The sequence below is a fragment of the Actinomadura sp. NPDC047616 genome, from assembly GCF_040642915.1.
Lineage (GTDB): Bacteria > Actinomycetota > Actinomycetes > Streptosporangiales > Streptosporangiaceae > Spirillospora > Spirillospora miaoliensis.
Genome location: NZ_JBEYTB010000001.1, coordinates 786,377 through 808,413 on the forward strand (window position 1 = coordinate 786,377; position 22,037 = coordinate 808,413).

17 protein-coding genes are annotated in these 22,037 nt (G+C 72.6%); 12 read left to right on the top strand and 5 right to left on the bottom strand.

What is annotated here, in order from left to right:
- The first annotated feature begins 64 nt into the window (after nt 1-64).
- Entirely contained in the window at nt 65-6,562 is a 6,498-nt protein-coding gene (locus ABZ801_RS03775; protein ID WP_360692313.1) for an SDR family NAD(P)-dependent oxidoreductase, read from the top strand.
- Between the two features lie 45 nt (nt 6,563-6,607).
- Nucleotides 6,608-7,942, top strand: coding sequence for a crotonyl-CoA carboxylase/reductase (gene ccrA / locus ABZ801_RS03780; protein ID WP_360692317.1), 1,335 nt, complete (start codon nt 6,608-6,610; stop codon nt 7,940-7,942).
- 4 nt (nt 7,943-7,946) lie between these two features.
- Here the strand turns inward: ccrA and ABZ801_RS03785 are convergent, their stop codons facing one another.
- Nucleotides 7,947-8,699, bottom strand: a complete 753-nt coding sequence (locus ABZ801_RS03785; RefSeq protein ID WP_360692320.1) for a hypothetical protein — start codon at nt 8,697-8,699, stop codon at nt 7,947-7,949.
- A gap of 238 nt (nt 8,700-8,937) precedes the next feature.
- Nucleotides 8,938-9,834: an RNA polymerase sigma-70 factor gene (locus ABZ801_RS03790; RefSeq protein ID WP_360692323.1), complete on the bottom strand. Its 897-nt coding sequence runs from the start codon at nt 9,832-9,834 to the stop codon at nt 8,938-8,940.
- Nucleotides 9,835-9,977: 143 nt separating this feature from the next.
- Between ABZ801_RS03790 and ABZ801_RS03795 the strand changes: the two genes are divergently transcribed.
- From ABZ801_RS03795 to ABZ801_RS03810, 4 genes are all read left to right on the top strand, one after another.
- Entirely contained in the window at nt 9,978-10,475 is a 498-nt protein-coding gene (locus tag ABZ801_RS03795; RefSeq protein WP_360692326.1) for a hypothetical protein, read from the top strand.
- Nucleotides 10,447-11,316 (top strand): alpha/beta hydrolase, encoded by an 870-nt coding sequence (locus ABZ801_RS03800; protein ID WP_360692329.1) that lies wholly within the window; start codon nt 10,447-10,449, stop codon nt 11,314-11,316. Before ABZ801_RS03795 ends, ABZ801_RS03800 begins: the two co-directional genes overlap by 29 nt.
- 389 nt (nt 11,317-11,705) lie before the next feature.
- Nucleotides 11,706-12,326: a WHG domain-containing protein gene (locus ABZ801_RS03805; RefSeq protein ID WP_360692332.1), complete on the top strand. Its 621-nt coding sequence runs from the start codon at nt 11,706-11,708 to the stop codon at nt 12,324-12,326.
- Between the two features lie 4 nt (nt 12,327-12,330).
- Nucleotides 12,331-13,524 carry a GDSL-type esterase/lipase family protein gene (locus ABZ801_RS03810; protein ID WP_360692335.1) on the top strand — a complete coding sequence of 398 codons (1,194 nt, stop codon included), beginning with the start codon at nt 12,331-12,333 and terminating at the stop codon, nt 13,522-13,524.
- A gap of 55 nt (nt 13,525-13,579) precedes the next feature.
- Here ABZ801_RS03810 and ABZ801_RS03815 read toward each other — a convergent pair whose 3' ends face one another.
- Both ABZ801_RS03815 and ABZ801_RS03820 read right to left on the bottom strand, forming a co-directional pair.
- A complete protein-coding gene (locus tag ABZ801_RS03815; RefSeq protein ID WP_360692338.1) occupies nt 13,580-13,942 on the bottom strand; it encodes a DoxX family protein in 363 nt (120 codons plus the stop codon).
- 97 nt (nt 13,943-14,039) lie between these two features.
- A complete protein-coding gene (locus ABZ801_RS03820) occupies nt 14,040-14,189 on the bottom strand; it encodes a hypothetical protein (protein WP_360692341.1) in 150 nt (49 codons plus the stop codon).
- A gap of 80 nt (nt 14,190-14,269) precedes the next feature.
- On the opposite strand from ABZ801_RS03820, the gene ABZ801_RS03825 reads away from it, so the two are divergent.
- From ABZ801_RS03825 to ABZ801_RS03845, 5 genes are all read left to right on the top strand, one after another.
- Nucleotides 14,270-15,121, top strand: coding sequence for a LysR substrate-binding domain-containing protein (locus tag ABZ801_RS03825; protein ID WP_360692344.1), 852 nt, complete (start codon nt 14,270-14,272; stop codon nt 15,119-15,121).
- Between the two features lie 231 nt (nt 15,122-15,352).
- On the top strand, nt 15,353-16,240 hold the full coding sequence (locus tag ABZ801_RS03830; protein ID WP_360692347.1) for a TIGR03619 family F420-dependent LLM class oxidoreductase: 888 nt from the start codon (nt 15,353-15,355) through the stop codon (nt 16,238-16,240).
- 181 nt (nt 16,241-16,421) lie between these two features.
- Nucleotides 16,422-17,621, top strand: coding sequence for a histidine kinase (locus ABZ801_RS03835; RefSeq protein ID WP_360692350.1), 1,200 nt, complete (start codon nt 16,422-16,424; stop codon nt 17,619-17,621).
- Nucleotides 17,618-18,271 (top strand): response regulator transcription factor, encoded by a 654-nt coding sequence (locus ABZ801_RS03840; RefSeq protein WP_360692353.1) that lies wholly within the window; start codon nt 17,618-17,620, stop codon nt 18,269-18,271. Before ABZ801_RS03835 ends, ABZ801_RS03840 begins: the two co-directional genes overlap by 4 nt.
- A gap of 167 nt (nt 18,272-18,438) precedes the next feature.
- Nucleotides 18,439-19,062, top strand: coding sequence for a hypothetical protein (locus ABZ801_RS03845; RefSeq protein ID WP_360692356.1), 624 nt, complete (start codon nt 18,439-18,441; stop codon nt 19,060-19,062).
- A gap of 144 nt (nt 19,063-19,206) precedes the next feature.
- Here ABZ801_RS03845 and ABZ801_RS03850 read toward each other — a convergent pair whose 3' ends face one another.
- Entirely contained in the window at nt 19,207-20,574 is a 1,368-nt protein-coding gene (locus ABZ801_RS03850; protein WP_360692359.1) for a hypothetical protein, read from the bottom strand.
- 225 nt (nt 20,575-20,799) lie between these two features.
- Between ABZ801_RS03850 and ABZ801_RS03855 the strand changes: the two genes are divergently transcribed.
- Nucleotides 20,800-22,008 (top strand): helix-turn-helix transcriptional regulator, encoded by a 1,209-nt coding sequence (locus ABZ801_RS03855; protein ID WP_360692362.1) that lies wholly within the window; start codon nt 20,800-20,802, stop codon nt 22,006-22,008.
- Nucleotides 22,009-22,037 lie beyond the last annotated feature (29 nt).

The following is a 22,037-nucleotide window of genomic DNA, read 5'->3' on the forward strand; positions in this document are numbered from 1 at the left end:
ATTGTAGGACAAGGTGGTCCCTCCGCTTCGAACGATCCTTGGATTCATTGGGGGATCCGCACGCATGCAGAGCATCGATCGTTCCGGAGCCGCGCCAGACGGCACGCGGATCAGCGAGGATTCGGTTCGTCGGTACCTGGTCGAGCAGATCGCGCGCCGCTCCGGCGTCCCCGCCGCCGACATCGACACCACCCGCCCCCTGGAGGAGTTCGGGCTGGCCTCGCGTGACGCGGTGGCGATCGCGGGAGAGCTGGAACGGCTGCTCGGCCGGGCGCTGCCCGCCACGCTCGTCTGGGAGCATCCGACGATCGACCGGCTGTCCGCCGCGCTCGTCTCGGACGGCCGCCCGGCCGAGACCGCGCCGCCGGCCGAAAGGCCGCGCGCGGACGAGCCGATCGCCGTGGTCGGCGTCGGCTGCCGCTTCCCCGGCGGCGACCGCGACCTGTCCGGCGCCGGCGACTACTGGCGTTTCCTGACCGGACGCGGCGACGCGATCCGCGAGGTGCCCGAAGACCGCTGGGCGCCGTTCGACGACGGGTCCCCCGAGGTGGCCGACCGGCTCGCCGCCACCACGCGGCTGGGCGGCTTCCTGGACGACGTCGCCGCGTTCGACGCCGCGTTCTTCGGCATCACCCCGCGCGAGGCCGCCGTGATGGACCCGCAGCAGCGGATCGTCCTGGAGGTGGCCTGGGAGGCGTTCGAGCACGCGGGTCTCGGCCCGGCGGCGCTGCGCGGCTCCCGCACGGGTGTGTTCGTGGGCGTGTCGGCGCCCGAGTACGCCGCGTTCACCGCGTCCGACCTGGCCGCGCTGGAGGCGTTCACCGCGACGGGCGCGGCGCTGAGCATCGTCGCCAACCGGCTGTCGTACCTGCTGGACCTGCGCGGCCCCAGCATGATCGTCGACACGGCGTGCTCGTCGTCGCTGGTGGCGGCGCATCTGGCGGTGCGGGCGCTGCGCGACGGGGAGGCCGACGTGGCGCTGGCGGGCGGCGTCAACGTGCTGCTGTCCCCGACGATCACGATGACGTTCGACCAGGCGGGCGGCACCGCCTCCGACGGGCGCTGCAAGGCGTTCGACGCGTCGGCCGACGGCATGGTCCGCGCCGAGGGCTGCGGCGCGCTGGTGCTCAAGCGGCTGTCGGACGCGCGGCGTGACGGTGACCGGGTGCTGGCGGTGATCCGCGGCAGCGGCGTCAACTCCGACGGACGCTCCAACGGCCTGGTCGCCCCCAACTCCGAGGCGCAGAAGGCGCTGCTGCGGCACGTGTACGCGGCGTCCGGCGTCGATCCGCGCGACGTCGACTACGTGGAGGCGCACGGCACCGGCACGTTCCTCGGCGACCCGATCGAGGCCACGGCGCTGGGCGAGGTGCTCGGCGCGGGCCGCGACGCGGACGCGCCGCTGCTGATCGGGTCGGTCAAGTCCAACCTCGGGCACCTGGAGTCGGCGGCGGGCGCCGCGGCGCTGGTCAAGACCGTGCTGGCCCTGCACCACCGGGTGATCCCGCCGAGCATCCACTACAAGGAGCCCAACCCGCACATCCCGTTCGACGACCTGCGGCTGCGGGTGGTGGCGCACGAGACGCCGTGGCCGGAGCGGGGCCGTCCCGCGCTGGCGGGCGTGTCGGGCTTCGGGTTCGGCGGGACGAACGCGCATCTCGTCCTGGAGGAGGCGCCCCGCCCCGCGCCGCGCCCCTCGCCTCCCGCCGCGATGCGGGTGTTCCCCCTGTCGGACACGGCCGACGCCCGCGTCCGCGACCACGCCGCCGTGCTCGCCGAATGGCTGCGCGCCCGCGACGACGTGTCGCTCGCCGGCCTCGCCCACACCCTGCACCGCCGCAACGGACGCGGCCGGGCCCGCGCCGCCGTCGCCGCCCGCGACCGCGCCGGGCTGCTGGACGGGCTCGCCGCGCTGGCCGAGGGCCGTCCGCATCCCGGTGTCGTCACCGGTACCGCGCTCGGCGTGCCCGGCAGGCCGGTGTGGGTGTTCTCCGGGTACGGGGCGCAGCGCGCCGGCATGGCGCAGGGCCTGCTGGAGGAGGAGCCCGCGTTCGCCGAGGCCATCGACGACCTGGACGCGCTGTTCGCCGAGGAGGGCGGGCCCGCGATCTGGGACCTGCTGGAGTCGGGCGCCAGGCCGGACGGCCCGGTCGAGTCGATGTGCGCGCTGTTCGCCGTGCAGATCGGGCTGGCCCGCACGTGGGCGTCGTACGGGGTGACGCCGGGCGCGGTGATCGGCCACTCGATGGGCGAGGTCGCCGCCGCCGTCGTCGCGGGCGCCCTCACCCTGGCGGACGGCGTCAAGGTGATCCACCGCCGCTCCCGTCTGCTGACCCGGCTGGTCGGCGGCGGCGCCATGGCGGTGCTGGGCGCGTCCGCCGCCGAGGTGGAACGGCTCGCGAGCGGGCTGCCGGACGTGCACCCCGCCGTCCACTCGTCCCCCCGGCAGACCGTCGTCACCGGCGACGCCGGCCAGATCGCCGAGGTCGTGGCGCGGGCCGAGGCGGAAGGCCGCCTGGCCCGCATGGTCAAGGCCGAGGGCGCGGGCCACTCCCCGCAGGTCGACCCGCTGGTGCCGGAACTGCGCGAGCGGCTCGCCGAGGTCGGCGCCGAACGCGGCACCCCACTGGCCGACGGCATCCGCTTCTACACGACCGCGCTGGACGACCCGCGCGCCTACGTGGCCGACGCGCCGTCGCTGGGCGCCGGCCACTGGGCCGCGAACCTGCGCAACCCGGTGCGGCTCACCGACGCGGTGACGGCGGCCTCCGAGGACGGCTTCCGCACGTTCGTCGAGGTCAACGCGCACGCGCTGCTGGCGCACGCGCTCGGCGAGACCCTGGAGGGCACCGGCGCGTTCGTCACCCACACCCTCAAGCGCGCCCCCAAGGGGCAGGAGACCGACGACACGCTGACGTTCCACGCCCAGCTCGGCGCCCTCGCCTCCCACGGCCACGCGCTGGCCGTCCCGCCCGAGGGCGCCGTGATCGACGTGCCGCACTCGCCCTGGCGGCACGAACGTCACTGGGTGGTCCTGTCCCGCCGCCGGGCCGGACGCCGCGACGAGCACCCGCTGCTCGGCGCGCACGTCGAGTTGCCCGGCGAGGACCGGCACGCCTGGCGCGCCGACGTCGGCACCGCCGCGCAGCCGTGGTTCGCGGACGTGCGCGTCCACGGGGCGACTGTGCTGCCCGTCGCGGCCGTCGCCGAAATGGCCCTCGCGGCGGGCGCCGCCGCGCTCGGCGACGGGCGGGTGCGCGTCAACAGCCTGTGGATGGAGCGGCCGCTCGCGCTCGCCGAGCACACCACCGTCACCACCACCTTCACCGAGGACGACCAGCGCGTCGAGATCCACGCGCGGACGCCCGCCGGCACCTGGACGCGGCTGGCCAGCGCGGACGTCGGCGGCGACCACCGCCCGCCGCCCCTTCCGCTGACCGGACCGCCCACCGAGGTGGCCGGAGCCGACCGCGGCAGCCGCCACTACCTGCTGCATCCCGAGGTGTTCGACCGCTGCCTGGCCGTCCTGACGGCCGAGGCGTCGCGCGTCGACAAGGGCGTGTGGCTGCCCGAGACGATCGGCGGGCTGCGCGTGTACGGGCCGACGCACCGCGGCGGGCACGTCCGCGCCGAGGTCACGATCACCGACGAGGGGCTCCTCGGCGCGCTGCAACTGCTGGGCCCGGACGGCGACGTGCTCGCCGAGGCCACCGAGATCGGCCTGCGCAGGGTGGAACGCGCGGACGTGCCCGTTCCGCTCACCGACAAGATCGCCGAAGTGGTGTGGGACGAGGAGCCCGTGCCCGCACCGGCCGGGCCCCGCGACTGGCTGCTGCTCGCCGAGCACGACGACGCCCTGGCCGCCGCCGTCGCGTCCGCGCTGGAGTCGCACGGCCACCGCGTCGTCCGCCGCGAGCTGTCCGCCGAGCCGCCCGCCGTGCCGGACGGCGACGCGACGGGCGTGCTGGCCGTGCCGTCGCCCGACCTCATCGACGAACGGCTCGTCCTCACCGTCGCCGGGATCGCCCGTTCGCTGCCCGACACCGCGCGCCTGTGGGTCGCGACCCGCCGCGTCCTGCCCGTCGAGGACGGCGAGAGCGGCGAGCCGAACCAGGGCTTCGTCCGCGCGCTCACCCGCGTGCTGGCGTTCGAGCGGACCGCGCTGCGCGCCACGCTGGTCGACGTCGACCGCCCGTCCGACCTGGTGGACGAGCTGCTCGGCGACGGCGCCGCCCGCGAGGTCGCCTGGCGCGGCGGGGTCCGCCGCGTCGCCCGCCTCGCCCGCGCCGCGCTGCCCGCGCCCGAGGGCCGCCCCCGCCGCGTCGTGCGGCGCGGCGGCGCGTACGTCATCACCGGCGGATACGGCGGAATCGGCCTGGTCACCGCCCGGCTGCTGGCCGAGCGCGGCGCCGGACGGCTGGTGCTGTCGGGCCGCTCGGGGCCGGACGCCGACGCCGAGAAGGCCATCACCCGCCTGCGGGAGAGCGGAGTGGACGTGGACGTCGTGCTCGGCGACATCGCCGCGCCCGGCACCGCCGACCGGCTCGTCGCCGCCGCGCGCGACGGGGGCAGGCGCCTGTGCGGCGTCGTGCACGGCGCGGGCGTCCTCGCCGACGGCCTCATCGCCGACCTGCGTCCCGACGACCTGCACCGGGTGTGGACGGCCAAGGTCGAGGGCGCGCGGGCGCTCAGCGCCGCCACCTGGGACCTGGACCTCGACTGGTTCGTCACGCATTCCTCGGCCGCCGCGCTGCTCGGCTCCCCGGGCCAGGCCGCCTACGCCGCCGCCAACGCCGCGCTCGACGCCCTCGCCGCCTACCGGCGCGCGCACGGCCGTCCCGCCACGACCGTCAACTGGGGCACCTGGTCGCAGGTCGGCGGCGCCGCGCAGCTGTCGGTGTCGGTGCTGGACCCGATCAGCCCGGACGAAGGGGCCGAGGCATTGGAGGCGCTGCTCGCGGCCGACCGTCCCGCGACCGGCGTGCTGCGCTTCGACCCGGCCGCGGCCGTCGAGCTGTTCCCCGAGATCACGAACATGCCGTACTTCGCGGCGCTCACCGAGGCGGCCGCCGCGACGCGGGGGAGCGGCGCGGACGACTGGCCCGGCATCGACGAGATCCGCCGCCTCGACCCGGCCGGGGCCCGTGCCGCCATCGCCGCGCGCGTCCGCTACCGGATCGCCTCGGTGCTGGGCTTCGACCCCGAACGGCTCGACCCGTCCGTCCCCCTCACCGACCTCGGTCTCGACTCCCTCGTGGCCGTGCGCATCAAGAGCGGCGTCGAACACGACCTCGGCCTGACCGTCCCGCCGTCGGTGCTGCTCAAGGGCGCCAGCGTCAACGTCTTCGAGGAGTGGGCCGCCGGGGAACTCGGCCTGGACGCACCCGCCGCACCGTCCGCCCCTGCGTCCGCCACTGCGAACGCCGTCAACGGGTACGTCATGCCGCGCGACGCCGCCGAACGCCTCGCCGTGCGGATCTTCGAGGACGTGCTCGGCCTGGACCGCGTCAGCGTCACCGCGGACCTGTTCACCGACCTCGGCGGCCGCGACGACCACGCCGACCGGATCGTCGCGCGCGTCGCCGCCGAGTTCGCCGAGGAGGTCGGTCGGGGTCGGTTGGTCGGGCAAGACAGCGAGGTCACCCGGGGCGAACTGCTGGCCGTGCCGACCGCCGAGCACGTCGCCGGGTTCCTGCGCGCCGCCGACGAACAGGCCGCGCGGCAGACGATCCGTCCGCTGCGCTCCGCCGGCACCCGCCGTCCGCTGTTCGTCGCGCACCCGGCGGGCGGCACCACCGCCTGCTACCGGCAGCTCGCCGCCCTGCTCGGCGACGACCAGCCCGTCCACGGCCTCGAACGGTTCGAGGACGCGCCGTCGGTGACCGAGCGCGCCGCCCGCTACGCCGAACGCCTGGCGGAGGCGCAGCCCGAGGGCGCGTTCCGGCTCGGCGGCTGGTCGTTCGGCGGCGTCCTGGCCTACGAGACCGCGCGGCTGCTCACCGCCGCCGGACGCGCCGTCGAACTGGTGGCGCTGTTCGACGCGGGGCTGCCGCTGCCGGTCGACGACGAGTCCGACACCCTGGCCCGCCGCTTCTCCGCGTTCGCCGACTACATCAACCAGACCTACGACCTCGACGTCGTGCTGACCTACGAGGAGCTGTCCGGGCTGTCGGAGGACGAGCAGTTCGCGCTGGTCATGGAGCGCGCCGCCCCCCTGGTCGACCACATCCCCCCGGCCGCCCTCACCCACCAGCTCACCTCCCACCAGGACACCCGCTCCCTGGAGGCGTACCAGCCGCAGCCCTACGACGGCCGCGTCGTCCTCTACCGCGCGCCGGAGAAGACGCCCTGGGCCGTCCAGGACGCCCGCTACGTCCTCGACGGCACCAACGGGTTCGGCCCCCTGTGCCCGAACCTGGAGATCGTGCCCGTCCCCGGGGCGCACCACCTCAACCTGCTCGACCCCCCGGCCGTGCACGTCCTCGCGGCCGACCTGGGTGAACGGCTCGCCGTGGGCGCGACGGACAAGGACGGCCTGCCGGCACCCGCACCGGCCCCCTAGGCTCCCGGGCCATCCCCCTACCCCCGCCCATCACGGAGGAGATCCATGGTTCAGCCCGCCTCGTCCGATGCCTTGCTCGACGCCGTCCGCGCCGGAGCCGACGGCCGGCAGCTGCAGGACTGCCCGCTGCCCACCCGGTTCCGCGCCGCCCACCTCCGCAAGGACGAGGTGGGCATCTTCGAGGGCCAGACCGACAAGGACGTGCGCCGCTCCATCCACGTCGGCGAGGTCGAGATGCCCGAGCTGGCGCCCGACGAGTGCGTGGTCGCCGTCATGGCCGCCGCGATCAACTTCAACACCGTCTGGTCGGCCATCTTCGAGCCGGTGCCGACGTTCGCGTTCCTGGAGAAGTTCGGCCGCCAGGGCTGGTACGGCGCCCGCCACGACCTGCCGTACCACATCCTCGGCTCGGACGCCTCCGGCGTCGTCGTGCGCACCGGCGCGGGCGTCAAGAAGTGGAAGCCGGGCGACCGTGTGGTGGTCTCCCCGGCCTACGTCGACGAGGAGGACCACGGCTCCTACGACGACGGCATGATGAGCGAGACCCAGCTCGCCTGGGGCTTCGAGACCAACTTCGGCGCCCTGGCCGAGTACTGCGTCGTCAAGGCCAACCAGCTCATCCGTAAGCCCGGCCACCTCACCTGGGAGGAGGCCGCGTCCAACACCCTGTGCGCGGCCACCGCGTACCGCATGCTCGTCGGCTCCCACGGCGCGCGCATGAAGCAGGGCGACATCGTCCTCGTCTGGGGCGCGACGGGCGGGCTCGGCTCGTACGCCACCCAGCTGGTGAAGAACGGCGGCGGCATCCCGGTGGCCGTGGTGTCGTCCGAGGAGAAGGCCGAACTGGTGCGCGCCCAGGGCTGCGAGCACGTCATCAACCGCACCGAACTCGACCTGGGCGAGCAGGGCATGCGCCACCCGAAGGCGGGCCGCCTCCTCGGCGAGGCCATCCGCCGCCGCGTCGGCGAGGACCCGGGCATCGTCTTCGAGTACCTCGGCCGCGAGACGTTCGGCGCCTCCGTCTACGTCGCCAAGCGCGGCGGCAAGATCGTCACCTGCGGGTCGTCCACCGGCTACCGGCACGAGTACGACAACCGCTTCCTGTGGATGCGCCTCAAGAGCATCATCGGCTCCCACGGCTTCAACTACGCCGAGGCCGTCGAGACCAACCGCCTGATCGCCCTCGGCATGATCCACCCCACCCTCTCGACCGTCTTCCCCCTGGACCAGACGGGCGAGGCCACCCGCGCCGTCCAGACCAACCAGCACGTCGGCAAGGTGGCCGTGCTGTGCGCCGCCGACAAGGAAGGGCAGGGCGTGGACGACCCCGCCCTGCGCGAGCGCATCGGCGAGAAGAAGCTCAACCTCTACCGCCGGTGACCCGTCAGGCGTCCCCGCGGACCGTCACACGTACCGCGCCGTAGGCGTACCGGCCGTCGTACCGCACGGCGACGATCAGCGCCGGCCCGGGACGCAGCGGCCCGGCGTGCGAGAACGGCGCGTCGCGGCCGTCGGCCTCCCGGATCGACCCGACGGCCCCGCGGACGATGTTCTCCGACTGCACGACGGTGTAGCTGGGCGGGACCCCGGTGGCGGATCGCATCCGCGGCCGGGGGCCCACCACGGCGCGAGACGCCGGTTCCTGGATGCGCACGGTGGCGGGGACGTCCGGGTCGATCCGCCCGTCAGGTGTGCCGTCCGCCCGGGAGTGGACGACCACCGCGCGCACCGGCCGCAGCGACTCGTCCTCCACGAGCAGGTAGAAGAACCGGCTGGGCGTGCCGCGCCCCTGCGTGTAGGAGTTGGTCAGCCACCAGGTCGCCGCCGCGCGGGACGACGGCCTGAGACCGTCCAGCGCCGCTTCCAGGCCGTGCTGCGAGCCGTACCGCCGCTGCGCCTCGGGGGTGAGCATGCCCCACGCCGCCGGGACGTCGCCGTCCGCGACCGCCGCCTGCCACCGCTCCGGCACGTCCTCGATCGCGCTCGTGTCCGGCGGCAACGCGCAGCAGACGTGATCCGAGTGCGCCCACCACGGCTTCGTCACGACGACCCCGAGCACGACCGCCGCGCCCAGCACGAGCCCGGCCCACACCAGCGCCCACCGCTTCGCACCCCGGACCGCCACAGGCACCCCCACGTCTCGTCTCCGATATGGATGCCCGCCACCCGCCCACGGTTCCGCCTACTGCTCGTCCAGCCATACATTCCGCCACGGACTCGCGGGTCGCGACACCCGGAGGACATGCCGGGAGCTCATGCCGAGGTCGCCGCGGATCCTTGCGTCTCGAAGCGGCGGAAGGTGAGGCTGATGCGGCGGCCTGCGGAGGCGGTGCGGGGGACGCCGTGGGTCCAGGACGCCGTCCGGCTGCCGGCGTTCAGCGGAGGGTGAGCGGGGTTTCGGATTCCACGTGGGTCAGCTTCTCGGGGTTGCGGACGTAGTAGAGGCCCGTGATGCGGCCGTTCTCGACACGGGTCGTGATGACGCCTTCGAGTTCGCCGTCCAGGTGCAGGACCAGTGCCGGGTTGCCGTTGACCACCGTGTGGTCGAGGGTGAGCGTGCCTTCGGCCTTGCCGGTGCCGCCGATGATGTAGCGGCCGACCTTGTCGGCGCCGACGATCGGCCGCCGCGCGGCCTGCTTGACACCGCCGCCGTCGGTCATCAGGACGACCTCGGGGGCGAGCAGGTCGAGGAGGCGCTGCAGGTCCCCGGTGTGGACCGCGTGCTGGAACGACTCCAGAACCGCACGGGTCTCGCCGGCGGAGACCGCCTCGCGGGGGCGGCGGGCGTCGACGTGCCGGCGGGCGCGGGACGCGATCTGACGGACGGCCGCGGGGGTCTTGTCGACCGCGGCCGCGATCTCCTCGTAGCCGAAATCGAAGACCTCGCGCAGCACGAAGACGGCGCGCTCGGTCGGCGACAGCGTCTCCAGGACGAGCATCAGCGCCATCGACATGCTCTCGGCGAGATCGACGTCCTCGGCCACGTCCGGCGCGGTGAGCAGCGGCTCGGGCAGCCAGGGGCCGACATACGCCTCCTTGCGGCGACTCATCGTGCGCAACCGGTTCAGCGACTGCCGGGTCGTGATCCGCACCAGGTAGGCGCGCTGGTCGCGCACCTGCCCCTGGTCGACCTTCACCCACCGCAGCCAGGTCTCCTGCAGGACGTCCTCGGCGTCGGCCGCCGACCCGAGCATCTCGTAGGCGACGGTGAACAGCAGATTGCGGTGGGCGACAAAAGCTTCGGTCGCTTGGTCAGTGGCCTGATCGCTCATGTCCTGCTCCCTTTTCTCCAGCCGTATTGCATCAGGCGGGCGCAGCGCGGCCCGCACTGTGGTCCACCGGCAGAGGCGCGGACCCGCGCATACGGACGCCGCTACTTGACGTCGAGGAGCAAGTACTTGCTAGAGTCTGTCAAGTGACGACCACGGACGACCATGTCGAGCTGGTGGCCGAGCTGGTCCGGGTGCTGGAGACGCGTCTCCTCGACCCGCTGGAGATCCTGCTGGCCTCCGACGAGCCGCTCGGCCCGATCAGGGAGCGGCTGCGCGTGGAGGCCGAGGTCTGGGCCGCCCAGCTCCTCGGCGCCGACCGGGAGCGGGCCACCCTGACCGCGGCCCGGCTCATCGGGGCGCTGTTCCCCGGCGACGCGCCCTTCGACCCGCCCACCTCGTGGTGGCGGACCGCGCTGGGGCGGGCCGTGGCCCGCGCGACCGGCCACCCCGCGGCGGCGGCCGTGTCGTACGCCACGGCGGGGGCGATGCTCGGCATCACCCGGCAGGGCGTCCACGACCTGGTCAAACGCGGCAAGCTCGACCGGCATCCCGACGGCGGCGTCACCACCTCCTCCATCCGCGACCGGCTCAACCGCTCCCAGGAGAGCACCCGTGCCACCACAAGACCTGATCATCAATGACCGACCGGTCCACCTGGCCGTCCGCGACCACGGCGGCACCGGAGCTCCCGTGCTGCTGCTCCACGGTCTGGGCGGCACCCTCCTGCACTGGGACACGGTCGCGCCGCTGCTGACGAGCGCACACCGTGTCGTCGCGATGGACCTGCGCGGCCACGGGCTGTCCGGCGACGGGCCGTGGGAGTGGGAGGCGGTGCTCGACGACGTGCAGGCGGTCATCGACCACCTCGGCCTTGACACCCCCCTGCTGGTGGGCCACTCCCTCGGCGGCATGGTCGCGGTGCGGTGGGCGCTGCGCCACCCCGACGGCCCCGGGATCGTCAACCTCGACGGCCTGCGCTCGGCCGAGACCGCCCCGCGGCACTACGCAGGCATCGGGCAGGACGAACGGAACGCGCTCCTGGCGGAGTTGAAGGCCGTCTTCGACGCCCAGGCCGAGGCGATGGCCCGGCCCCTGCCGGAGGAGCACGCCGCGATGTATCCCCAGCGGGCGCTGCGCACCACCGACGAGGGCTTGTTCGTGCGGCCGGACGCCGCACTGGCCAGGCAGATCAGATACGACCCGTACTTCCAGGACAGCGTCGCGGCCGTGGCCGACATCCGCTGCCCCGCGTTGTTCGTCCTGGCGACCAGGGACCTCCCCGGCCTGCCGGGTCGCGTCGGCGAGCTCATGCCGGCGCTGCGCGCGGGAATCCGCCGGGACCTGCTGCCCCTCACCGCCGACCGGCCGCACCTGCGCGTGCTCGAACTCGACGCCAGCCACAACATGGTCGCCGAACAGCCCGAGCGGATCGCCCAAGCCGTGCTGGACCACCGGACGGAGACCACAGGACAAGGCGCCTGACAGCGCCGGGACGTTCCTGGTCGATGCGCGCCGTGGGTTCGGGCGGTGGCCGCCTGCTTGTGGTGCACGTCATACGGCTGGGCTGTCACAGAGACCGCGGCACCGGTGCCTTGTGTTCGTCAGGACGCCGCGCGAACGATCCGTGCGGCACGCGACTCCACTGGTGAGGAGCGCGTCGGTTGCGCGGCGGTCACCACGGGACGGGACCGAATCTTCGGCTGGCCGTCAGGCCCTGTCCCCGCCCTGCGCCCCGTGCCGGCGAACGCGGTGCGGATCTGTGCTCGGTCAGCGGTTTCATAGCGGTAGGCTGGGTTGCCTAAAGCTATTAGGTAAACGCATAATGCTTGTCGGCTTCTCGGGTGCAGATCTCGGCGGCTGGGAGGGGGATCATGGGTCGAGTGGGGCTGACCCCGGAACGCCTGACCCGGGCAGGGGCGGAACTGGCCGACGAGGTCGGCTTCGACCAGGTGACCGTTTCGGCGCTCGCGCGGCGCTTCGACGTCAAGGTCGCGAGTCTGTACTCGCACGTGAAGAGCTCCCAGGACCTCAAGACCAGGATCGCCCTGTTCGCCTTGGAGGAACTCGCCGACCGGGTCGCCGACGCCGTGGCCGGGCGCGCCGGCAAGGACGCCCTGGCCGCCTTCGCGGACGCCTACCGCGACTACGCCCGGGAGCATCCCGGCCGCTACGACGCCGCGCGGCTCAGGCTCGACCCGGAGACGGCGGCCGCCAGTGCCGGTGTCCGGCACGCACAGATGGCGCGGGCGATCCTGCGCGCCTACGACATGGCCGAGCCGGACCAGACGCACGCGGTCCGGATGCTGGGCAGCGTCTTCCACGGCTACGTCAGCCTGGAGCTGGCCGGAGGCTTCGCCCACACCGCCGTCGACCCGCAGGAATCCTGGTCCTGGATCGTGGATTCCCTCGACGCCCTGCTGCGCAACCGGACCACCCACCGGCCGTCGGATGGGGCGCGCCCCGCCCCCGACCGATCCGGATCAACAGGCTGAGGCGATGAACACCGACCACGACCTGATCACCACACCCGTCACCACCGACATGCTGCGCGGCGCTCTCGACGTGGAGCGCACGGCGCGCGGGCTGCTGCCGCACCGGTTGCCCGCGTGGGCCCGCCTGCAGATCCCGGACGACCGACTGGCCGTGGCCGAGGCCCAGCCGTCCGGCGTGCGGCTGGCCTTCCGCACCCGGGCCACCACCATCGAGCTGAAAACGCTGCCCACCAAGCGGGTCTACCGGGGGCTCCCGGCCCCGGCGGACGGCGTGTACGACCTGCTGGTCGACGGCCGTCTCACCGCCCAGGCCACGGTGACCGGCGGCAATCTCCACACGATCACCGACATGGTGACCCAGACCGCCGAACTGCGCGAAGGGCCTCCCGGCACCGCCCGGTTCACCGATCTGCCCGCGCGTGACAAGGACATCGAGATCTGGCTTCCGCACACGGAGATCACCGAGGTGATCGCCCTGCGCACCGACGCCCCGGTCGAGCCGGCGCCGGACAACGGGCGCAGGGTGTGGCTGCACCACGGCAGTTCCATCAGCCACGGCTCGAACGCGGCCCACCCGACCGGCATCTGGCCGGCCCTGGCCGCCGCTCAAGGTGGCGTGGAACTGGTCAACCTGGGCTTCGGCGGCAGCGCGCTGCTCGACCCGTTCACCGCCCGCGCGATGCGGGACACCCCCGCGGACCTGATCAGCATCAAGATCGGCATCAACATCGTCAACGCCGACGCGATGCGCCTGCGCGCCTTCACCCCCGCGGTGCACGGCTTCCTCGACACCGTCCGCGAGGGGCATCCGGCCACGCCCCTGCTGGTCGTGTCCCCCATCCTGTGCCCGGTCCAGGAGGACACCCCCGGCCCCCTCATGCCCGACTTCAACGGCGGGACCCTGCGGTTCAAGGCCACGGGCGACCCGGCCGAACGCGCCGCCGGGCGCCTGACGCTCAACGTCATCCGCGACGATCTCGCCCGGATCGTCCAACAGCGGGCGGTCGGCGACCCGAACCTGCACTACCTGGACGGCCGCGACCTTTACGGCGAGAAGGACTACGCCGAACTGCCGCTGCCCGACGAGGTCCACCCCGACCCGGCAGGACACCGACGCATCGCCGAGAACTTCGCGCGGCTCGTGTTCGGCGGCGCGGGGCTGTTCGGGCCTCGTCTGCGGATGCCGCCGGCGCCCTGACCAGCACGGACGGTTGCGTCGGCACGGGAAGGTGACCGTCCCGCTCTGCCGGGAGTCACAGCCAGGTCGTGGCCAGCCAGACGGTCACGGCCGCGGCGAGGACGAGCGTGAGGTTGAGGGCGATCTGGCGGTCTCCGCTGCTCAGGTGAACCCTGATCGCACCGAACTGCAGGACGACGAACCCGATGGCCGCGGCCAGGGCCAGCCATGGCGCGATGCCGGTCAGCGGCGGGAGGATCAGCCCGATCGCGCCGAGCACTTCGATCACCCCGATGGCCCGGACGGCACGCATCGGCATGCCGTCCACCCAGGCCATCATCGGCCGGAGCTGCTCACGGCTCTGGACCACCTTCTTCCCGCCCGCATAGAGGTAGAACAGAGCGAGCAGGCCGGCGACGATCCAATAAGCGACGTTCACGATTCCCTTCCACGGGTCCGGGTGTAAAGGCCCTGGCGGCGCCAAGGGCAAGAAAGGCACAGGCGCGTGCCGCCAGTGCATGAAGCGGTTCTGGTATTCACAGGGCGAGAGCGCCTGTGGCTTGTTCGGTGTCTTCGAGGACGCGCATTCGCGTGGTGCCCAGGAAAATCATCTCGCCGTCGTCCGGGCCGACCACCGACACGGCGGGCTCGGCGCGCGGCTCACTGGCGTTCGGTTCGTGGGTCATGCCTCGATTCCACTGCCAGGGCCTTGCGACTGTCCAAGTCCCTTTCTGTGACGCCGATACCGTACGGGTATCGTTGCGGCATGGAGCTACGCACGCTGCGCTATTTCGTGGCGGTCGCCGAGGAGCTCCATTTCGGCCGGGCCGCCGCCCGGCTGCACATGAGCCAGCCGCCGCTGAGCCGGGCCATCAAGCAGTTGGAGACCGAGGTCGGCGCCTCGCTGCTCGACCGGTCCTCGGCCGGGGTCGCCCTCACTCCGGTGGGCGCGGTGCTGCTCGACGAGGCGCGCGCCCTGCTCGCCCAGGCCGACCGGATGCGCGTACGTGTGGCCGCGGCGGCCGGCGCCGCGGCCATCACCGTCGGCATCCTGGGGGACAGCACCGACCCGGGCGCGGCGCGGCTGGCGGACGCCTACCACCGGCGGCACCCGCGCGTCGAGGTGCGCGTCCGCGAGACCGATCTGACCGATCCCACCTGCGGGCTGCGCGCCGGATCGGTCGACGTCGCTCTGACCCGCGGGCCGTTCGACCAGACCGGCCTGGTCGTGCGCGAGCTTCGCGCCGACCCGGTGGGCGCGCTGTTGCGCGCCGACGATCCGCTGGCCCGCCGCGACAGCCTGAAGCTGGCGGACCTCGCCGACCGTCGCTGGTTCCTCTTCCCGGAGGGCACCGACCCCCTCTGGCAGGCGTACTGGAACGGCGGGGAGCGTCGTGAGGGTCCGGTGGTCCGCGCCGTCCAGGAATGCCGCCAAGCCGTCCTCTGGAACGGCACGGTCGGCATGACCCTGCTGGATCACGAACCGGCGGAGGGGCTCACCGTGGTGCCGCTGGTCGACATGCCGCCGAGCCGCGCGGTGGTGGCATGGAAGCAGGGCGACACCAATCCACTGATCCGCTCGTTCGTCCACATCGCGATCGCCGCCTACCGCGACTGACCGCGTCAACGCCGCCGGCGTGGGCGCCAGCCATGCCGGGCGGTTGGCGGCGGACCTCGATGCCGAGGCACGCCCGCGTCCGGGATCATCGCGGCCAGGTCGCAGGCGCGCTCCCTGTCTCGCACTCGACCAGGTGATGGCCGAGGTCCGGAAAAACTCTGGCGAGCGACGGCAATATCCCGCAGGTCGCTCCGACTCATCTCCGGACACTGTCTTTGGAGGTCATTCACCATGAGGACACCGCGCATCGGCGTCGCCCTGCCGATCATCGCCCCGTACGCCGGTCCCGAGGCCGTCGTGACCATCGCCCAGGCCACCGAGCGGCTGGGATTCCACGCCGTGTCGGCCGCCGACCGGCTCCTCATTCCGGTCGGACCGCACTGGAACAACGACGCGGGCCTGCCCGAGACGCACGTCTGGGAGTCGCTGGAGATGCTCACCTGGGCGGCGGCCTGCACCCGGCGCATCCGGGTGACCACGGGCATCGTGAACTCGATCTTCCAGCCGCCGATCGTGCTCGCCCGCCGCCTGGCCACGCTCGACCAGCTGTCGAAGGGACGGCTGGACGTCGGCGTCGGGCAGGGCGGCGGCACTCGGCTGCCGCCGTTCTACATCCCCGAGGAGTTCACCGCTTCGGGCGTCCCGCCCGCGCGCCGGGGCGCCGGATTCGTCGAGCACGTGGCGGCGATGCGGGCCTGCTGGGCCCCCGACCCCGTGGAATTCGAGGGCGAGTACTACCGGATCCCCCCGTCCAAGGTCGGGCCGAAGCCCTGGGGAACGACGATCCCGCTGCTGTTCGGCGCGATCACCCGTCGCACCATCGAACGGGCGGCCCGCATCGGGGACGGCTTCATCACCACCGCGGTGAACTGGGACGACACCCGCACCCAGGTCGGCTGGTACCGGGACGCGGGCGGGACCGGCACCGTGGTGGTGAACACGATCCCGATCCGGCCCGGAGCCGAGATCTCGGAGGCGGCCTTCGTCGACGCCGCGCTCGCCGACCTGGAGCGGGCCCGTGAGCTGGGGGCCGACGAGGTGCACATCGTCCTCAACCTCCTGCCCCTCACCGCCGACGAGCAGGTCGAACTGCTGGAGGCCCTCGCCGCTCGCCTCTAACGGGCCAGGCCGGCCGCCAACGCGGCTCAGGGCGGCGGCGCACCGACTGCCGCCGTCCCGAGCCGCCGCTGCCGAACGCCCGAAACGACGTCCGACGCCGCCGCCTCCCACGTTCCGCCCAACCTCCAGACCCCTCGTACGACCGAGGTGAAACCATGGCACTCCCCTCGATACTGGGCAGATGCCAGATCGGTTTCAGTTCCAGTTCCGCGGACTCGCCGCGCACCTCGGTCTTCGTCGTGGCGACGGCCGGCTGGTGGACGTGCTGGTCGCCGCGGCGGTCGCGGTCCCGGTGTTCGTCCCGTTCGCCACCGCGCCCGAGGTGACGCCGCTCGGCGTGGTGGTGAACCTCGGCACGGTCGTGCCGCTGATCTGGCGCCGCCGTGCGCCGTTCGCGGTCGCGGTGATCATTGCGATCTTCGCCATGGGCGTCTCCCTGCACCACCGGCCCGGGCAGATGCTCCAGTACGGCGCGCTGGTCGCGATCTACACGCTGGCCGACCTGGGCCGCCACCGCTGGCAACGCTGGGGGTACATCGGCGTGCTCACGGCCTCGATTCCGCCCGGCGCTCTGTTGATCAAGGGGAACGACGCGGGCGAGTTCATGTTCACCCTGCTCCTGCCCATGACGGCGTTCCTGCTGGGCACGCTGGCCCGCACGGGCCGCGAGCGGTCGGACGCGCTGATGGAACGCTCCGTCCGGCTGGAACGCGAGGCCGCGGCCGAGGCCGCACGGGCGGCCGCCGAGGAACGGGCACGCATCGCCCGCGACATGCACGACGTACTGGCGCACGCGGTCAGCATCATGGTCGTCCAGGCCGAAGCCGGTCCCGTGGTGGTCCGCGCCGATCCCGACCAGGCCGAACGAGCCTTCGACGCGATCGCGGACGCCGGCCGGGACGCGATGGCGCAACTGCGCCGCATGCTGGGCGTCCTCAAGGAGGACCAGGACGTCGGAGTACGCGCGCCGCAGCCGACCGTCGACACGCTCCCCCAGTTGATCGAGCACGTCGACCGGACGCAGGTGCACGTGCGCCTGACCGTCGAGGGGACCCGCCGCGACCTGCCCGCCGACGCCGACCTGGCCGCGTACCGCATCGTCCAGGAGGCCCTCACCAACACCGTCAAGCATGCCGACGCACGGGCGGCCGAGGTACGGCTGCGCTGGACCGACGACGAACTGGAGATCACCGTGACCGACGACGGCAGGGGAACCGACGGCGACGCCACGGGCTGGCGGCGCGGCGGCGACGGCCTGATCGGTATCCGCGAACGTGCCGTCGCCTGCGGCGGAACGGCCGAGGCCGGTCCCCTGCCCGAGGGCGGGTTCCGCGTGCGCGCCCGTCTCCCGCACGCCTCGGCCACGGCGGTGGCGTCGTGATCCGGGTGGTGCTGGCCGACGACCAGGAACTGGTGCGCAGCGGCTTCGCGATGATCCTCGACGCCCAGCCCGACATCGAGGTGGTGGGCGAGGCCGGGGACGGCGCGGCCGCCATCGCCGCCGTACGCGAGCACGCCCCCGACGTCGTGCTCCTCGACATCCGCATGCCCGGCCTGGACGGCATCGAGGCCGCGAAGGTCGTGTGCGCCGAGACCTCGGCCCGCGCGATCATGCTGACCACGTTCGACCAGGACGACTACGTCTACGACGCGCTCTACGCCGGGGCCAGCGGCTTCCTGCTCAAGGACGTACGACGCGACGACCTCGTGCACGCGGTCCGGGTGGTCGCGGCGGGGGAGTCGCTGCTCGCTCCCGCCATCACCCGGCGCCTCATCTCCGACATCACCCGCAACCGCCCGCGCGCCGGCACGACCGCCTCCGACCGCCTCGCGGTGCTGACCGAGCGCGAACGCGAGACCCTGCGCCTGCTGGGCCGCGGCCTGTCCAACGCGGAGATCGCCGCGGCCATGGTCGTCAGCGAGCACACGGTCAAGACCCACGTGAGCAACGTGCTGTCCAAGCTCGGCATCCGCGACCGCGTCCAAGCCGTCATCGCCGCGTACGAGACCCGCCTGATCGAGCCGTCCTGACCTCCGTCGCGCGGGGGAGCGCGGACCTCGTTCTCCCCCGCGCCACCGATGCCCGAAGACCGCCCGCGACGGCGATCCCCTCAGGCCGCCCGTCTCCCGAGAATCGAGGCCATAAGAACGCAGGGTCCGAGCCTGCCGCCCCTCTCGAAGCTCTGGAGACACATTTCATGACCAGGATCGCCTTCCATCTGGCCCCCGCCCTGATGCTCGCGTACGGCGTGGTCCGGCTCATCGACGGCCGCGACGGCCAGCACGGACCCGGCCCTGCCTGGACGATCGGCCACCTGCTCTTCCTGGGGTCACTCGTCCTGTACGGCCTGGTGATCGTGGGACTGCGGCGCCGCATGCCGGTCGCACGGGGCCGTCGCGGACGCCGGATCGCCGCTGACGTCACAGCCGCCGTGGCCGGTGTCGGGCTGGTCACGTTCGTTCGCGTCGCCGTCATCGACATCGTCGTCGGCCTGAAGGCGGCGGACGCCGCCGAGAAGAGCGCGCTCGCCGACCGGTACGCCGACGTCCCCGCCGTACTCCCTCAGGCGTTCTACGAGATCGGCCCGGTGTTCTTCATGCTGGGGCTGCTCGTGCTGCTCGTCCAGTTCGCGGTTCTCACCACCGACCGCAAGCCGGTTGCCGCCGCTAGCCCGGTCCTCGTCGCACTCGGCTTCGTGGCCATCACCGTCAACCTGGACCTCCTCCCGGTCGGCGCCGCCCTGATCTGGCTGGCCCTCGCCCCGTTCACGCGCACGAAGACCGTGGCTCCGAAGCACAAGCCCGCTCAAGTCCCCGCCTGACCAGGCCGCCTCGGGGGCGACACCCCCCGACGCACACGGCCCGTTCACCACCGGCAGATGGTGAACGGGCCGCTCCACGTTTCGCCCCCGCCGTAGGCCGGACATGCCGTCAACGAGGAGATGACCGGGGCGCTGGCCCGTAGGTCAGTGGTCGCGGCGCGGGTCCATGCGGTAGATCGCGAGCTGGGACTGACCTTTGACGGAACTGTCGGCATCCACGGGATCCAAGATGGCCGCGAGCCACCGGCCGTCGGGCGACCAGGCGAGCGCTTCGACGTAGGTCGTCAGCTGCCCGCCCATGATGATCTTCATGTCGCTCGTCCGCCACACGCACAGCTCGTGGGGTCGTTGGTCGCCGCCCAGGAGCAGGTACGGCAGCTTCCGGCTGAAGCTGCCCACCGCCAGGTAGGACCCGTCCGGGTTCGAGGCGAGCGCGAAGAGCCGCTGGGAGGCGTTCACGACCTTGTCGACGACCTCGCCCGTCGCCGGGTCGACGACGTAGAGGTTTTCCTGCGAGCCGAGGAACAGCCGGGAGCCGTCTGCGGCGAACGACCCGCGCTGGATCGGGTCCCACTCGCCGCCGGCGACCGACGTCGGCCGAGGCGGACGGCCCGGGGCGTGGATGTCGTACCCGCCGTCCTCGTTGTTGTAGTTGCCGATCCAGTAGCCGCCGGTGCGGGAACGGATACGGCCGGGCTGGAAGGGCGCATCGACCTCGGTGCGGGCGTCCACGTCGAACGCCCACTGGGCACCGTCGTCCTCGTCGGGCTTCGAGCGGTAGCTCTTGACGGTGACGACGTGCTCTCCCGGCACCCACATCAGCAGGGGCACGAGCCAGCCGTCACCGAGGGAGACATGGGCGACCTCGGACCAGTCCGCCGTGTCGTACACCCAGATCCGGGCATTGCTGACCAGGGCCAGATAGCGCCCGTCGTCGGAGAACTCCAGCCCGCTGAGGTGGTCGTACGCGGTGTCCCCGGACGCCGAGTCGAACGGGTTGATCGTGACCACCGGTCCGGCCAGGTCCGGGATGTGCGGGGCGTCGTCATCCGTCCACGTGTCGGCGTTGCACGGGAAGAACGTGGTGCCCCACGCCTCGCCCGCCTCGATCCCCTCGATCCAGCGGCGCTCCGTGACGTACACGTCGTAGTCCCACTGGACCAGCAGATCCTCGTCTTTCCAGCCGCCGTGGCGCTCGTAGTAGAAGTCGTACAGGCGTTCCCACTGTTCCGGCGTCGGCGGATGGTTGCGGCCGGCGATCCGTTCGACCCGTGACACGTAGCGGCGGGTGTTGGCGTCGACCCATTGACCGTCGAGCGCCGTGTCGACGTCGATCAGCTCCCGCAGCCGCCCTTTCGTCCAGAGCATGTAGAAGAAGAAGCTGGGGTCGTCGGGTACGGGGGCGTGCGTCTGGCCGGCGGTGTCGTAGTAGACGACGAAGACCCGGAAGCTGATCCGCAGTTTGTCGGGGTCGACGTCGAGAACGCGCACGCCGTAGATATCGGTCGACATCGTTGTCTTTCTCGGCAGCGGGACGATGGACGCCCCACACGCTGACACATGCCTCCGACACTCCGCGGCGAAATCGACGGCGTTACCTCGTTCTCCCGAAACGCGACGTCCAGACGCGTCGTTTCGTCCGGCACCCAAAAGCACACATTCCGTCCGGTCCCATGACGTGCGGGAATCCGCGTTTTAGCCTGAGGGTGTCGCGATGCTCGGGAGGTGCCGGGTCGGATGCATGAGGAGACCACCATCGGGGCCCGGTTGCGGGTCCTGCGCCGCTGGCGGGGGATGAGCCTGGACGAGCTGGCGGGACTGTCCGGGCTGTCCAAGGGGTTCCTGTCCAGGGCCGAGCGCGGCCAACGCGCGCTTGACCGCCGCTCGCACATCGCCGCCCTGGCCAACGCCCTGCGCGTCTCGGAAACCGAACTCGTCGGCGGCCCGCACCTGTCGTCCGACCCTGTGCAGACGGCACCGCATGCCACCATCCCCACCCTGCGGGCAGCGGTGATGGCCAACACCCTGACCGCTCCGGTGGTCGAGCGGGCCCGGCCGCTTTCGGAGCTGGTCGAGGAGATGGGCCGCATCGACCGCAGCGAGTACAAGCACGTCGAGGTCGGTGAGAAGCTGCCCGCGCTCATTGATGAGCTTCACGTCCACGCCTGCGCACCCGCCGACGAGGCCGCGTACCGGCTGGCGCTGGAAACGTTGATCGAGGCGTTCCAGACGGCGACGTTCACCAGCAAGGATCTCGGCTACGGCGACCTGGCGCACGTCGCCGCGATGCGCGCCGGAGAGGCCGCGGCCATCCTGGACGATCCCATCAGCACGGGCAAGGCCGCATCCCTGCGCATCCACACCATTCCCGCGCGGGCACGTGAGCGCGCGCTGGAGGAAGCCGAGAAAGCGGCGAACGCGCTGCAACCGCACGCCCGTGGCGCCCTCGGCGTGCAGGTGCTCGGCATGCTGACGCTCGCGGCATCGATGACCGCCACCGTCCTCTACAAGTACGACCGTGCCGAGCACTGGCTCGACCAGGCCGCCGACCTGGCCGCCCGCGTCCCGGACACGCCGGGCGCGAACTGGGGGGCGTTCTCCCGGTCCAACGTCGGCGTGTGGCGCGTGTCCCTTGCCACCGAACGCGGGATGACCGGCGGGGACCTGCTCGGGTTGGCGAAGGACGTCAACGAGGAGAGGATCGGGGCGCGGCGTGGCCGGCATGCCACGTTCCTCGCGGACGTCGGGCGCGGGCTGGCACGCGACAAGAAGATGGCGCGGGAGGCGCAGCGGTGGCTGCTGCGCGCCGAGGAGGTCGCGCCGCACAAGATCCGCAACTCGTCCGCCGTGCGGGAGAGCGTGGCGTCGCTGCTCACCCGTGCCACCGCCGAGACCGGCGGTCGTGAACTACGCGGCCTGGCCGCCCGCATGGGCATCCCGCACTGACAATCGGGGGAGCGAACGCTACGTTGCCA